The following is a 15095-nucleotide window of genomic DNA, read 5'->3' as shown; positions in this document are numbered from 1 at the left end:
AGACGGCCATGCGCTATTGGCAGGTGGAACGGCGGCAGGCGGAGGGGCAGCTGGATCTTGGGCACGCCCTCGATCTGGTCGCCGCCATCGGCCATGCCGACGTGAATGCCATGGCGGGCGCCATCCTGAAAACGGCCGGTGCAGCCGCATCCATCGTCCAGTGCACGATCTTTGCCTATGAATTCGGCAACCGCCCCCGCACGGTGGCCGTGGCCGACCGGCGCGGCGGGCGCTTCTTGCAGGATATTGCCGAGAGCTACGCGCGCCATTACTATGCGCTCGATGGCAACCAGCGCGTGATCGCGCCCGCCGCCCGGTCAAAGCTAGACCCCGCCATCGTGCTGCACCAGCAGGCCAGTGACGAGATCGACCATCCCGGCTACCGCGCCGTCTGCTATCAACAACCGAATGTGTCGGACCGGCTGTCCCTGCTGCTGCAGCCGGCCTGCGATATCTGGCTGTCCGTCAATTTCTACCGCGACAGCAGCCAGGGCCAGTTCCTGCCCGGCGAAGTGGCCGGCATCGAAACCCTGTCACCGCTGTTTGCCCATGCCGTCAAGCATCACTACAGCTTGAAGGGCCAGGCCGCGCAAGGCGTCGCGCCGATGCTGCTGGCAAGGCTGCGCCAGCATTGTCCCGCCTTGAGCAAGCGCGAACTGGACGTGCTGCGCTGCGTGCTCGAAGGCCTCACGGCCGTGGAAATCGCCGAGACCATGGGCGTGCAGCCATCGAGCGTGATCACGTACCAGAAGCGCGCCTACAAGCGCCTGGGCATTTCCAGCCAGCGCCAGTTGTTCGCGTTGTGCCTGGCGCCAGCGCCTGTCTAGTCCCTTCGGCGTAGGGATGGCTCCGACTTTTTGACTGTTTTAGCCGCGAAATGTCCCCAAAATGGGGACAGCCGCTGGCCTGATCGTCTGCATACTGTGTTGCAAGCCGGGATCACCCGGCCGCTCTCACCCAAGAACAACAACAAGGGGAGGGCGACACACTATGGAGACAAGCATGACCATTGCCCCCGCGGCCACCCCCGCCACCCCCGCGCCCGTCCTCGACGCGGCCACCGTCCAGCTGGAACAGCAGGTAATGCGCAAGGTGTCGCGCCATCTGCTGGGATTCTTGTTCCTGCTGTTTGTGTTTTCCTTTCTGGACCGTATCAATATCGGCTTCGCCGGCCTGACCATGATGCAAGACCTGGGGCTGTCGGGCACCCAGTTCGGCTTTGCCACCACCCTGTTCTATATCGCCTACATCGCCTGCAGCATTCCCAGCAATATCGTGCTGGCGCGCATCGGCGCCCGCAAGTGGATCGGCAGCATGATGATCGCCTGGGGCCTGGCCTCGACGGCGACCCTGTTCGCCAGCGGCCCGGCCAGCCTGTATGCGCTGCGCTTTCTCGTCGGCGTGACGGAGGCGGGCTTCCTGCCCGGCATGCTTCTGTACCTGACCTACTGGTTTCCCAGCGCCTACCGGGCGCGGGCCAATGCCCTGTTCATGATCGCCATGCCCGTCACGGCCGCCATCGGTTCGGCCCTGTCGGGCCTGATCCTGGGGCTGGACGGCCTCTGGGGCTTGAAGGGCTGGCAATGGTTGTTCTTGCTCGAAGGCATGCCATCCGCGTTGCTGGGTCTGGCCGTGTACGGCTACCTCGACGATTCGCCCAACAAGGCGAACTGGCTGAGCAAGCTGGAACGGCAGGTGCTGGCGCGCATGCTGGCGGCCGAGCACAAGCCGGTGGCCGCCCAGCAAAAAGTCTCCGTGCTGGCGGAAATGCTGTCTCCCACCGTGCTGAAATTCGGTATCGCCTATTTCTGCCTGGTTAACACTCTGGCGATGGTGGCCGTGTGGACGCCGCTGATCGTGAAAAGTTTTAACAGCAACGCCAGCAATACGCAAATCGGCTTGCTGGCGGCCATTCCGCAAGTGTGTACCGTGATCGGCATGATTGCCTGGGGCCGCCGCTCGGACCGCCTGCAGGAGCGCCGCTGGCACATCGTCTGGCCCATGCTGCTGTCGGCCGCCGGCTGGCTGTTGACCGCGTATTCGGGCAATCCCGTGCTGCAACTGCTGGGCGTGTGCCTGGCCTCGACGGGCGCCTATACGGCCATGTCCGTATTCTGGACCACGCCGGACCGTGCCCTGAGCCTGGGGGCGCGCGCCATCGGCATTGCCGTCATCAATGCGACGGGCAATATCGGCTCGGCCCTGAACCCTGTCGTGGTGGGCTGGCTGAAGGATTTGACGCACAGTTTTGCCACGGGCTTGCTGTACGCCAGCGTGCTGCTGGTGGCCGGCGCGGCCATCGTGCTGACCCTGCCCATCGCGCGCGGCGGCAACAAAGAACAATCTTGAAGAGGAATCCATCATGAGCGACACGTTTCACCCTTATCCCCATGTGCCAAAGGTATATCCGCCCGGCAAACCGGCGGGCACATCGACGCAGCACGTGCCGGTGCTGATCGTCGGTGGCGGCCCTGTGGGCCTGGCCACGGCCCTGGGCCTGGCGCGCCACGGCGTGCGTTCGGTGCTGATCGAAGCGGACGATGGCGTCTGCACGGGCAGCCGCGCCATCTGCATCTCGCGGCGCAGCCTGGAAATCATAGCCCGCCTGGGCGCGCTCGACGGCTTTATCCGCAAAGGCTTGCCATGGGCCGGCGGACGCAGCTTTTATCGCGACGAGGAGGTGCTGCACTTCACGATGCCGCAAGACGCGAACCAAAAGCTGCCACCGATGGTCAACCTGGCGCAATACCATATCGAGCAATTCCTGCTCGACGCGGCCGAACGCCAGCCGGAACTGATCGATATCCGCTGGCAAACGCGGGTCACTGGCGTGGAGCGGCGCGCCGACGGCGCCACCGTCACCGTAGCTACGCCGGACGACACTTATCAGATCGATACGGACTGGCTGGTGGCGGCCGATGGCGGGCGCAGCGCCGTGCGCGAAGCGCTGGGTCTCAAATTGCAGGGCACCAGCTACGAAGGGCGCTATGTGATCGTCGATATCCACCTGAAGAGCGACCGCCCGACGGAGCGCCTCGCGTATTTCGACCCGCCGTCGAATCCCGGTTTGACCGTGCTGGTGCACAAGCAGCCCGACGATATCTGGCGCATCGACTACCAGTTGCGCGACGACGAGGATGCGCAGGCGGCCGTGCTGCTGGAAAACGTGGCGCCCCGCGTAGACAGCCTGCTGGCCATGATGGGGGAGACACAGCCGTGGCATCCCGTGTGGATCACCATTTATAGAGCCAACGCCTTGACGCTGGACAAATACCGGCACGGCCCCGTGCTGTTCGCGGGCGATGCGGCCCATCTGGTGCCCATCTTCGGCGTGCGCGGAGCGAACTCGGGCATTGACGACGCGGACAACCTGGCGTGGAAGCTCGCGTATGTCGTCAAGGACCAGGCGCCGCACGCCTTGCTCGACAGCTATTCGGACGAGCGCGTATTCGCCGCCCATGAAAACCTGCGCCACGGCACGAAGAGCACGGAATTCATGGCGCCGCCCACCTTCGCCTTCGAGCTGATGCGCACGGCCGTGCTGGGCCTGGCGGGCAAGCATGCGCACGTGCGCTCCCTGATCAACCCGCGCCAGACCAGCGCCATCGCGTATGCGCAGTCGCCGTTGAATACGCCGGATCTTGACGGGTTTGCCTGCGGCCCCGCGCCGGGCACGGTCTTGCCCGAGTGTCCGCTGGCGCTGCTGCAAGACGGCGCGCAGCAAGCGGGGTATATTACCGATCTGGTGCAGCGCGCGGATGGTGATTTCACGGGCCTGTATTTCAGCGAGGATGGTGCCGTACCATCCGGACTGGCGGCGCTGGGCGACAGTTTACCGTTGACCATCGTGGCGATCGCCCGCAGCGGGGCGCAAGGGTGCGCCTGGGACCACACGGCGCAAGTATGCTCGCTATTCGACGCGCAGCCTGGCAGTTTTTATCTCGTGCGCCCGGACGGGCACGTGCTGGCGCGCTGGCGGCAAGTGCAGGCGGGGCAGGTGGCGGCAGCGCTGGCGAAGGCCGGCATCGCCCAATCAAAGTAACAAGGAGACAATATGACCGACATCGAACTCGATAATCTATACACCGAACTGTGCCACACCATGGGCGGCCTGGGCGAACAGCGTTCGCCCCTGTTCCTGGCACGCTTCGCCTTGCTGGCCATGGGCGCCATCGGCAAGGCCGACGTGGTGCAGGGATTGCTGCGCGACGCGGCCGACGGCCTGGGGGAGCGCGCATGATAGGCGCCGGCTACCAAAGCGGCTTCGGCAACGAATTTGCCACGGAAGCCATCGCCGGCGCCTTGCCGCAGGGGCAGAATTCGCCGCAGCAGGCGCCGCTGGGCCTGTATGCTGAACAATTGTCGGGCACGGCCTTCACGGCGCCGCGCGCGCAGAACCGGCGCTCGTGGCTGTACCGCATCCGTCCCGCCAGCCAGCATCCGCCGTTTACCTTGTTGGCGAACACGCGCATCGTCAGCGATTTCCACGCCATGCCACCCACGCCGCCGAACCAGCTGCGCTGGGACCCGCTGCCGCTGCCCGACAGCGGCACGGCGGTGGACTTCATCGACGGCTGGCAGACGATGGCCGGCAATGGCAGCGCCGAAGCGATGAGCGGCTGCGCCATCCACGTGTATGCGGCCAACCGCGCCATGCAGCGCTTCTTTTACTCGGCCGATGGCGAATTGCTGGTCGTGCCGCAAGAGGGCCGGCTGGCGATTGCCACGGAACTGGGCCTGATCGAGCTGGAACCGCAGGAAATCGCCGTGATTCCCCGCGGCGTGCGCTTCCGCGTGACCCTGCCCGACGGCAAGGCGCGCGGCTATGTGTGCGAAAACTTCGGCACGGCGTTTCGTTTGCCGGACATGGGGCCTATCGGCTCGAACGGTCTGGCCAACAGCCGCGATTTTTTGACGCCGCACGCGGCGTATGAAGATATCGATGGCGAATGCGAATTGCTGGCCAAGTTCGGCGGCCATCTGTGGCGCACGACCCTCGACCATTCGCCGCTGGACGTGGTGGCATGGCATGGCAATTACGCGCCCTACAAATACGATTTGCGCCGTTTTAACACCATCGGTTCGATCAGCTACGACCATCCCGACCCGTCGATCTTCCTCGTGCTGCAGGCGCCCAGCGAAAATCCGCTATTCGGCGCCATCGACTTCGCCATCTTCCCGCCGCGCTGGCTGGCCGCTGAACACACGTTCCGCCCACCCTGGTTCCACCGCAACGTGGCCAGCGAATTCATGGGCTTGATCCACGGCGTGTACGACGCCAAGGCGGCCGGTTTCGTGCCGGGCGGCGCCAGCCTGCACAACTGCATGTCCGGCCACGGTCCCGATGCGCAGACGTTCGAAAAAGCGTCGCGCAGCGACACCTCCGCACCCGTCAAGGTGGGCGACACCATGGCCTTCATGTTCGAGACGCGCACCATCCTCAAGCCCACGCCGTTCGCGCTGGACGGCGGCCTGCTGCAAAACGATTATTTCGCGTGCTGGCAAGGCTTGCGCAAGCATTTTGATCCGGACCCGCTGTGACCCCTGGGCTGCCTGGCAATAATCGTACGGCCCATATTGCCAGGCGTGCTCTACAATTACGGAATAAGAAACTGTCGGCGCACGTGCGCCGCCTTACTCCGTAGTTGAAGGGAAAAATCAGTCTGTGACTTCCAAGCCGATCAAGATTGCCGCCACCGTCGTCGTGGCACTCGCCGCTGGGGCCGGCATTTATGCCTATACCCGTCCGGCCGCCACCGCCACGCCGGGCGCCCCGTCTGCGGGCAGCCCGGCCGCCTCACCCCAATCGACCGTCGACACGGCCGCCGTGGCCGCCCAGTTCCGTGACTTGTTGGCCAATTTCCGCAAGATCATCGTGCTGCTGGCCGACGAGCAAAGCTTGCCCGAAGGGGCGCGCGACGAAGCCCGTAAAGTGGGGCAGGCGCTGTTCCATGAAAACCAGGAACGCATCGCCAAGCTCGATCTTGCGCTGGATCAATTGACTGCGCCCACCAATCCGGGCCGCTTCGAGGCGCTCGACAGTTTATTGACGTATATCGAATCCGATCCGGGCCTGTACGATGCGGACCGCCTGGCCTTCCGCGAGCTGCTGCAAAGCATGCTGGCCGACGTGGCCAAGGATTCCTCCTTGCCGGCCATCAAACTGCACAAGCGCATTTCGGAAGACCTCGATGCGCTGGGCGAGATCGAGCGCAATTATGAGAAGGAAATCCGGCAAATCTTCGGCAACCTGGGCCAGCGCGCCATCGAGCTCAAGCGCGAGCGCTGGGACGATTACGTGGCGCAGCTGAAAAAGCTCTACAGCCGCGAACAGATCTTGAAGGAGAACGGCATCGTCGTGCCGTATGCAGTGCCACCGGCTGGCACGGTTCCTGAGGCCAAGCCGGTGCCAAAGAAGGACGAGGCGGAAATCTTCGGCCTGGGCTTGCCGAAGAAAACCATCGTGCTGACCTTCGACGACGGCCCGCACCGCCGCTACACGGAAGAGATCAGCGCCATTTTGAAACAGTATGGCGTGCCGGCCGTGTTCTTCAACGTGGGCCGCAACCTGGGTTCTCTTGACGCGGAAGGCCACGCCAAGCTGAACGCGGGCGCGGAAGTGAGCCGCAAGCTGATGAAGGAAGGCTATGCCGTGGGCAACCACAGTTTCAGCCACGCACAGCTGTCGAAACAGACGGGAGACAAGCTGAAGGGCGAAATCCTCGGCACCGACACCTTGTTGAAAGCCATCAGCCCCGAGCGGGCCGCGCTGTTCCGCTTTCCGTATGGCGCGCGCAACAGCGAAGGCATGGCCGCGCTGGCCGATGCGCAGTTGAAATCCGTGATGTGGAATATCGATTCGCTGGACTGGGCCGACCCCGTGCCCAGCTCGATCACGAACCGGGTGCTGGCCTCCGTCGACAAGGCGGGACGCGGCATCATCTTGTTCCACGACATCCACGAACGCACGGTAAAAGCCTTGCCGGCCGTGCTAGACAAGCTGATCGCCGAAGGCTATCAATTCGCGGGCTGGGATGGCACGAGCTTCCAGGTGGCAAAAAGCACGGCGCCGGCGCCGGAAAAAGTACCCGTCACCACCGGTTACGCCAATTCCTGGGCCGTGGTGATCGGCATCGATGATTACGCCAAGTGGCCTAAATTGCAATATGCGGTGCGCGACGCGCAAGGCATACGCGAAACGCTGATTGAAAAGTTTGCGTTTGCGCCCGAGCGTGTCGTGACCCTGAAGAATGGCGAAGCGACGCGCAACAACATCCTGGCCGCCTTCCACGACAAGCTGGCGCATGGCGGCGTGCAAAAGAATGACCGCATCTTCGTCTTCTTCGCCGGCCATGGCGCCACGCGCAAGCTCAGCTCGGGGCGCGACCTCGGCTACATCGTGCCCGTCGATTCCGATCCTGCGCAGTTCGCCACGGATGCGATCCCGATGACGGAAATCCAGAATATCGCGGAATCCCTCACGGCCAAGCACGCGTTCTTTGTCATGGACGCCTGCTACAGCGGCCTGGGCCTGACCCGCGGCGCCGGTTCCAGTTCCTTCCTGCGCGACAACGCCAAGCGCATCGGCCGGCAAATGCTGACGGCTGGCGGCGGCGACCAGCTGGTGGCCGATGGCGGGCCGAACGGCCATTCCGTGTTCACGTGGACCTTGCTGCAGGGCCTGGCGGGCAAGGGCGACCTGAACGGCGACGGGCTGATCACGGCCACGGAACTGGCGGCCTACGTGGCGCCGGCCGTCTCCAGCGTCTCGAACCAGACGCCTGCGTTTGGCAGTCTGCCCGGCTCGGAAGGGGGCGATTTCGTCTTCGAATTGCCGGGCGAAATGGAATTCCTCAGCCCGAATACGACGCAATTGTCGACGGAAGCCATCGCCCTGAACAGCAAGCTCGATGCCAAGCCGCAAGCGGCCAGCGTGACGGTGAAGGACTTGCAGGGCGGCGAACAGAAGATCGTCACGCCGGGCGCCGTGCCGACCTCCACGCGCCAGCTGGCGCAGCGGGCCAATGACCGCGGCTTGCAGCTGTACAAGGAGAAACAGTATGCGGCGGCCGAAGCCCAATTTACGGAAGCGCTGAAATTGCGCCCCGATTTCGCGCTGGCGGCCAACAACCTGGGCTTTGTCTTCTACAAGCAGGAAAAATACCGCGAAGCGGCCCGCTGGTTTGAAAACACGGTCAGGATGGACCCGTCGCGCGCGATTGCCTATTTGAACCTGGGCGACGCGTATGCCAGGGCCGGCGATGCGGCCAAGGCGAAAGCGGCATACAAAACCTACCTGGAACTGGCGCCGACGGCCTCGACGGCCCCGGCCGTGCGGCAAAAGATGGAGAAACTGTAGTTTTGTACATTGTCCACGTGTTTGCCTGCTGCAGCCGCTTTGCCGGCTGGGAAGCGCTGCAGGCCTATCTGGCGCCCACGTACACGGAGGATGGCGATGAAGTGCCGTCGCCATTCTTCCTGGAAACGGGCCTCACGTGCTACGAGCCGGCCTGTTTTGAGTGCGCGATGCTGGCGTCGGCCGCGCCGCTGGCGCAATTGCTCGATGGCGTGTCGTATGGCGACAGCTGGCTGGCTCAGGCGTGCGCGGATGCGGAGGCGCAGGGCGTGCTGGCCGATACGAGCGTGTGCGTGTTTGTGCCGAATCAGCTGGCGCACCCGCAGCGCAGTTCGCTCCATTACGTGGGCAGCTACCGTTACCGGGTGGATTGATCGCCGTCCTGGCGCTCTTCGTGCAATAGTTTGTTGACGCTGGCCAGCAGGCTGGTGCCCGACGTGGTGATGAAACGGGCGCCAGCCGCTTCCGCTTGCGTGCCGTAACTGGCGACCGTATCCTTGCTGCAATACACGATGATGGGCAACGCGGGCTGGGCCTGCCGCACTTCGCGCACCGTGTGCACGCCCGCATCCTTGATGCGCCGGCGGTTTTCCACCCGTGCCATGTCCGTGATCAGCAGCGCATAGGGCTTCTGTTGCAGCATGGCCAGTGCCTGCTGCGTCGACACTGCCTGGTCTACCTTGATGTTTTCCCGTTCCAGCTGTTCCACCAGCAAGGTATTGTTGCGCGGATGGTCGTCCAGCCACAGCACCAGGCTGGCGGGCTTTTTCTCCGCCGGCATGCCGGCCAGGGCCGTGGCTGCGGCGCCCTCGTCGGGCGGATGGGCCAGCAGCAGCTGCGTCACGGCTTCCTGCATGTCCTCGAGCGATTTTTGCTGCAGGCGGCTCAGTTCCGTCACTTCGATTTCCTTGCCGCTTTCCAGGCGCACGGATTCGTTCTTGACGAGGCTGTCGGCGCGCTTGATCATGATGGACAGGTAGATGCGCGTGAGCAGGTAGCCGATCAAAAAACCATGCACGGAAAAGAACAGCATGATGCCGCCCACGACGGCCATGGCCGTGGGCGCGTCCGTGGCCAGGCTGGGTGCGATGAAGGCGGCCATGCTGCGCGCGCTGCCGGGCAGGCTTTTGAGCTCGATCAAGCCCACGCCGACGATGATTTTTGTCAACCAGTCCGACACTTCCACCAGATTCGAATTGATTTCCATGGGCGTGGGTGTGCCCAGGAACAGGGTATTGCTGGCGTTGCCCGGCGCGGTATCGGCCCCGGCGGCGGGCGGTTCGTCCGTGGGACGGCTCTTGCCATTGCTGCGCTCGTCGGGCGGCGCCATGTTGACGGTGCCCGACGGCAGAGAGCGTGGTATGCCGAACAGAAATCCCAGCAGCATGCCGCTGACGCAAAAGCCCAGGCTCCATAGCAGGGCCGGCACGGCATGGTAGTAGGGCGGCAGCAGGGCGCCAGCCAGCACGGCCAGCAGCCCCGCCAGCAGGATGAACAGCAGGATATACGGCAGCACATCGCGCTTGTGCACGGCGGCGGCAGTGCTTGTTGCCTTGCCGGCGCTGTCGTTCAGGTCCACGGTCGCTCCTTGAAAAATGCTGAATCCAGGCAGCCAGCCTGCCGCGTATATATCCCTTGGGAGCCTGTACTGACATCATAAAAAGGGGAGACGCGATGCGATTGAGAAAACGCAAACAGGTGGCAGCTTGTGCGCTGATCATGTTGAGCATGGCGCGCCAGGCGCTGGCGCAGGCCGATGCCAGGCTCGACGACGAAGCCCGCACCGTGCGCGTGACGGGCCACTACGACAACGCCGTCGGCACGTCGGACGCGGCCAGCCAGGGCGTCATCACCAGCGAACTGATCGTCAACCGCCCCGCCTTGCGCACGGGCGAGCTGCTGGAATTCGTGCCGGGGCTGATCGTCACCCAGCACAGCGGCGACGGCAAGGCCAACCAGTACTTTTTGCGCGGTTTCAACCTCGATCACGGCACGGATTTCGCCACCCACGTCGATGGCATGCCCGTCAACATGCGCACGCATGCCCATGGGCAAGGCTATTCGGACCTCAATTTCCTCATCCCCGAGCTGGTGCGGCGCATCGATTACAAGAAGGGGCCGTATTTCGCCGGCGAAGGCGATTTTGCCTCGGCAGGCAGCGCGCGCATCCGTCTGGCCGACAAATTGCCGCAAGGCCAGGCCAGCGTGTCCATCGGCCAGCACGGCTATGTGCGCGCCGTCGCAGCCGATTCCTTTGATGCAGGACAAGGTACCTTGCTGTACGGCCTGGAAGTACACCGCAACAACGGCCCGTGGGACGTGCCGGAAAACGTGCGTAAATATAGCGGCGTGCTGCGCTACAGCCAGGGCACGCAAGACGACGGCTTCAGCGTGACGGCCATGGCCTATAAGAATAGCTGGAACGCCACCGACCAGGTGCCGCTGCGCGCCGTGGCGTCCGGCCAGATAGGCCGTTTCGGCTCGCTGGCGCCCAGCGACGGCGGCGACACGTCGCGCACCAGCCTGTCGTACGCCATGCGCCAGCGCACGCAGAACCGCTTGTTCGAGCTGGATGCGTACCTGATCCGCTCGCAGCTGGAACTCAACAGCGATTTCACGTATTTCCTGGCCAATCCGGAAGCCGGCGACCAGTTCCAGCAAAGCGAGCGGCGTACGGTGGCGGGCGTAAACGCCAGCGAAAGCTGGAACACGCAGCTGGCGGGGTTCCCCATGCGCAACAAGCTGGGCGTGCAGGCCCGCTACGACCGGCTCTCACCCGTGGGCTTGTACAGCACGGTGGAGCGGGTGCGGCAAGGCACGCTGCGCGAAGACCGCGTGCGCGAGGCCAGCATTGGCCTGTACGGCGAAAACACCGTGCAATGGCTGCCGTGGCTGCGTTCCGTGGCGGGCCTGCGCTACGACGCCTACCGTTTCAAGGTCGACAGCAGCATCGAGGGCAACAGCGGCGCGGCGAACGATTACGTGGTCTCGCCCAAGCTGTCCTTGATCCTGGGGCCATGGAGCAAGACGGAGTTTTTTGTCAACTACGGCAAGGGCTTCCACAGCAACGATGCGCGCGGCACGACGCAGACGCGCCTGCCGGACGGCACGCCGTCCACGCCGGTCACGCCCCTGGTGCCGACCAGGGGCATGGAACTGGGCGCGCGCACGGAATGGCTGCCGGGCCTGCAAAGCTCGCTGGCCCTGTGGTGCCTCGACATCGCGTCCGAGCTGCTGTTCGTCGGCGACGCAGGCGAAACGCAAGCGAGCCGCGCCAGCCGCCGCCACGGCATCGAGTGGAACAACCATTACATTGCCGCGCCGTGGCTGCTGTTCGACCTGGACCTGGCCGCCTCGCGCTCGCGCTATACGCAAAATGATCCGGCCGGCAACTTCATCCCCGGCTCGATTGACAAGGTGGCCTCGTTTGGCGTGACCGTGACGGACCAGGGGCCCTGGTCGGGCGCCTTCCAGCTGCGCTATTTCGGTCCCCGCCCCTTGATCGAGGACAATAGCGTGCGCTCCGCCGCGACCACCCTGGCGTATGCGCGCCTCGCATATCAGCTCAACCGCAAGACGCGCATCGCGCTCGACGTGTTCAACCTGTTCAACAAGCGCGCCAGCGACATCGACTATTACTATGCCTCGCGCCTGCCAGGCGAAGGGGCGGACGGGGTGAGCGACCGGCATTTTCATCCGGTGGAACCCCGCTCCGCGCGCCTGACCTTGTCATATGCGTTCTGATAACGGTAAACTGGGGGCATGACAGATGATCTAGTAAATACCAGTAAATTCCTTTCCCTCATACTGCGCCACGCCCCCGAGAAAATCGGCCTCGCGCTCGATGCCCAGGGCTGGGCCGACATCGGCCAGCTGCTGGCGCAAGCGGCCCACCATGGACGCCGCCTTTCCCGTGAACAATTGGATGACGTGGTGGCGCGCGACAGCAAGACGCGCTACGCCATCAGTGCCGACGGCTTGCGCATCCGCGCCAACCAGGGGCACTCGCTGGCCGCCGTCGATATCGCTCTCCCGCCGGCAATACCGCCCGCCGTGCTGTACCACGGCACGGCCAGCCGCTTTGTCGACGCGATCCGCGCCGGCGGCTTGCTGCCCGGATCGCGCAATCACGTGCACCTGTCCAGTAATCGCGAAACGGCCGCAGCCGTCGGGGCGCGCCACGGCAAGCCCGTCGTGCTGACGGTGGATGCGGCTGCCATGCGGGCGCAGGGCCACGTGTTTTATATGTCGGATAATGGCGTGTGGCTGGCCGATGCCGTGCCGCAGGCCTGCATCGGCTTTCCTTGAATCGGCATGCGCTGATGCGTTGGGCTAGTGCATGCCCCCGCTCATGCGCTGATGAGCTTGATATCGGCTAGCCGCTCGACGAGCCATACGCACGCCACCAGGGCAATGGCCAGCGAACCCACCGCCAGCACTTGCCGGTACAGCCACGTCTTGCGCAGCAGCCAGGCGATGGGCAGGAACGCGGCGACGATGGCCAGCTGGCCCAGTTCCACGCCCACGTTAAAGCCCAGCAGGCTGGCCAGCAGAGAGCCCTGCGGCAAGCCCAGGTCGCGCAGCACGCTGGCAAAGCCGAAACCGTGGATCAGGCCAAATACGAAGGCGGCCACGGGGCGCTTGCCCCGGAACAGCGGCAGCAGGTTGTTCAGCGCGGCCAGGATCACGGAGGCGGCGATGGCCGATTCCACCCAGCGCGACGGCAGGGAGACGAGCGACAGGCTGGCCAGGGTCAATGTGATGGAGTGGGCGAGCGTGAACGCCGTGACCACTTGCAGCACGTCGATGAAAGCCGCCTTCAAGCCCGGCTGCTGCTCGCGCAAGCCAGGCAGCAGCACGGCCGGCAGCAGCAAGGACAAGAGAAACAGGATGTGGTCGTAGCCGATCCAGATATGCCAGACGCCGTGCTTCACATAGGCGCCGAACTGCGCCAGGCGGTCGGGCGCAGCCAGGGAGATCGTCTGGCGCGGGTTGTCGGGGTCGAAGATGGCCGTTTGCGTGGCGCCGCCGCTATTCATCTTGAGCAACCCCTTGTGCTGCGGGTCGAGGTCGGCGAACAGGGTGTAGCCGATGGTCAGCTTGGCCGGCGCGGCGCCGGGGCAGCTGGCCTGGAAGCGCAGCACGCTGTAGGCGCCGTCCGTGTGGTGGTCGATCAGCTGTTCGACGGCTTGCAAGGGGCACGCGCCCTGGTCGCCGGCCATTTGCAGGCGCTGCAGGGCGTAGGCGGCGATCGCGGCGTGGCGCGCGCGGATTTCATCCCAGGTCAGGGCGCCGTCGCCGTTGCCATCGAGGCCGATGGCGAAATCGAGGTCGCGCAGGGCGATATCCCATTGCCCTTCGATCTGCTGGCCATGCACGGCCAGGCTCAGATAGCTGTCGCTGGGCTTGTGCGCCTGCGCGGGAGCCAGCCACGCGCACAGCAGCAGGATGACAAGGCAGCGCTTCACAGGACACCTCACAGTACACCTGCTTTCTTCGCGGTACTGATTTTCTGTCCATCCTGCGGCCCCAGCTGCCCCACGAGCCGCTGCAGGGCCACGTCCTCCACGCCATGCGCCGCGATCCAGGCCAGGACAGGCTGTGCCGCCGCGTAGTTGCGTGCGGCCAGGGCCGCTTCGAGCAGGATGCGCATGTCGGGCACTTCCTTCTGGATGGCCCAGTTCTGCTGCGCCAGCTGTACGGCGGCGGGAATATCCTGTTGCAGGAACAGGGCGAAACGGGCCTGTTCGCGCTGGTGCACGGTGTCGCCGCGCTGCATGGCGGCGTGGAAGCGGGCCGCCAGTTCCGCTTTCGCCGCCAGGAAGGCCGTCCGCTGGCCGGGCAGCGCTTGCAGGGCCAGCACGTAGCGCAGCTGCAGGGCGTCGATGCGCTGCTGGTCTTTCAGCAACTTGACGACGTCCTGCGGGCGCTGGCGGTCGAGCAGGAAATCCGCGTAGGCGCCCAGCAGATAGCTGTCGCGCGGCTGCCGCGCCAGCGCCTGTTGGTGGCGGGCCTCGGCCAGCGTGGTATCTCCGCGGCGCGTAGCCATTTCCGCCAGCAGGGTTGCTGCCCAGCTATCGAGCTCGGGCGCCGCGCCGGCGCTACGCTGCAGGGTCAGGTCCAGCAAACGCTCGCTGCTGGCGGCGGGGCCCGTGACGCTGGCGATACTGGCAAGGCAGGTGACGGTGACGAGCTGCGTCGTCAAGGCGGACAGCCGGGCGCAGGCCGCTGTCGCTGGCGCGTAGTCGCCCTGCACGGTCAGCACGGTGGCGCGCGTCAGCCAGGCCTGGCCATTTTGCGGCTGCTGCGCGAGGACGGCATCAAGGTCCTGCAGGGCGGGGCCGAATTGGTGGGTGCTTTGCAATATGGTGGCGCGCAGCAGTCGCACGGGGACGGGCGGCTTTGCTTGCCGCCACCAGGGCGCCAGCGCCGCTTGCGCGTAGCCGAGGTAGCGCGGGTCCGTTTCGCTGCGCGCCAGGGCGATGTAGCGCTGGGCCAGATTGGTGGCCAGGGCCAGGTCGTGCGGCGTGGCGTCGAGCTGCTGGCGCAGGCCGCGCAAGGCAAGCTGCGTGGCGTCGGCGCGGCGCGGCAATTGCTCGATGACGGCGCCGCCATCTTTCGGCGTGTAGGGCGCGGCGCCTGCCAGCAAGGGCAGGCAGGCGCACAGCAGGGAAATCGGTGTTTTCATCGTGGCTGCCATCGACGTTGGAGTGGCACGGGCGCCGGGCTGAACTCCTCC

At 64.9% G+C, this 15095-nt stretch carries 12 protein-coding genes; 9 read left to right on the top strand and 3 right to left on the bottom strand.

The window, feature by feature from the left end:
- The first annotated feature begins 8 nt into the window (after nt 1-8).
- The 7 genes from AC54AF_RS15630 (at nt 9) to AC54AF_RS15600 (ending at nt 8730) form a co-directional block, all read left to right on the top strand.
- The gene (locus tag AC54AF_RS15630) at nt 9-827 is read left to right on the top strand and encodes a helix-turn-helix domain-containing protein (protein ID WP_496637272.1); all 819 of its coding nucleotides are present in this window, start codon (nt 9-11) and stop codon (nt 825-827) included.
- A gap of 175 nt (nt 828-1002) precedes the next feature.
- Complete coding sequence (locus tag AC54AF_RS15625) at nt 1003-2349, top strand: MFS transporter (RefSeq protein WP_496637271.1); 1347 nt, start codon at nt 1003-1005, stop codon at nt 2347-2349.
- Nucleotides 2350-2362: 13 nt separating this feature from the next.
- Nucleotides 2363-4042, top strand: coding sequence for an FAD-dependent oxidoreductase (locus AC54AF_RS15620; RefSeq protein ID WP_496637270.1), 1680 nt, complete (start codon nt 2363-2365; stop codon nt 4040-4042).
- 12 nt (nt 4043-4054) lie between these two features.
- Entirely contained in the window at nt 4055-4240 is a 186-nt protein-coding gene (locus AC54AF_RS15615; protein ID WP_034785812.1) for a DUF2783 domain-containing protein, read from the top strand.
- Entirely contained in the window at nt 4237-5541 is a 1305-nt protein-coding gene (hmgA, locus tag AC54AF_RS15610; RefSeq protein ID WP_496637269.1) for a homogentisate 1,2-dioxygenase, read from the top strand. The genes AC54AF_RS15615 and hmgA overlap by 4 nt, the downstream gene beginning before the upstream one ends.
- Before the next feature lie 124 nt (nt 5542-5665).
- A complete protein-coding gene (locus AC54AF_RS15605) occupies nt 5666-8359 on the top strand; it encodes a polysaccharide deacetylase family protein (RefSeq protein ID WP_496637268.1) in 2694 nt (897 codons plus the stop codon).
- 2 nt (nt 8360-8361) lie between these two features.
- Nucleotides 8362-8730: an immunity 22 family protein gene (locus AC54AF_RS15600; protein WP_496637267.1), complete on the top strand. Its 369-nt coding sequence runs from the start codon at nt 8362-8364 to the stop codon at nt 8728-8730.
- On the opposite strand, the gene AC54AF_RS15595 is transcribed toward AC54AF_RS15600, so the two are convergent.
- Nucleotides 8715-9935, bottom strand: coding sequence for a response regulator (locus AC54AF_RS15595; protein WP_496637266.1), 1221 nt, complete (start codon nt 9933-9935; stop codon nt 8715-8717). The two genes, AC54AF_RS15600 and AC54AF_RS15595, sit on opposite strands and share 16 nt — an antisense overlap.
- A 95-nt stretch (nt 9936-10030) precedes the next feature.
- Here AC54AF_RS15595 and AC54AF_RS15590 point away from each other — a divergent pair, with 95 nt between their 5' ends.
- Together AC54AF_RS15590 and AC54AF_RS15585 are read left to right on the top strand one after the other, a co-directional pair.
- A complete protein-coding gene (locus AC54AF_RS15590; protein ID WP_496637265.1) occupies nt 10031-12100 on the top strand; it encodes a TonB-dependent receptor in 2070 nt (689 codons plus the stop codon).
- 18 nt (nt 12101-12118) lie between these two features.
- Nucleotides 12119-12664, top strand: coding sequence for an RNA 2'-phosphotransferase (locus tag AC54AF_RS15585; RefSeq protein ID WP_496637264.1), 546 nt, complete (start codon nt 12119-12121; stop codon nt 12662-12664).
- Between the two features lie 41 nt (nt 12665-12705).
- Here AC54AF_RS15585 and AC54AF_RS15580 read toward each other — a convergent pair whose 3' ends face one another.
- Together AC54AF_RS15580 and AC54AF_RS15575 are read right to left on the bottom strand one after the other, a co-directional pair.
- Nucleotides 12706-13824 (bottom strand): HupE/UreJ family protein, encoded by a 1119-nt coding sequence (locus AC54AF_RS15580; RefSeq protein ID WP_496637263.1) that lies wholly within the window; start codon nt 13822-13824, stop codon nt 12706-12708.
- A gap of 8 nt (nt 13825-13832) precedes the next feature.
- The gene (locus tag AC54AF_RS15575) at nt 13833-15044 is read right to left on the bottom strand and encodes a tetratricopeptide repeat protein (RefSeq protein WP_496637262.1); all 1212 of its coding nucleotides are present in this window, start codon (nt 15042-15044) and stop codon (nt 13833-13835) included.
- Nucleotides 15045-15095: the final 51 nt, after the last annotated feature.

Source organism: Janthinobacterium sp. JF4, from assembly GCF_059617925.1.
Note: the sequence above shows the minus strand (reverse complement) of the source record. Positions and strands in the feature narration are given on the sequence as shown.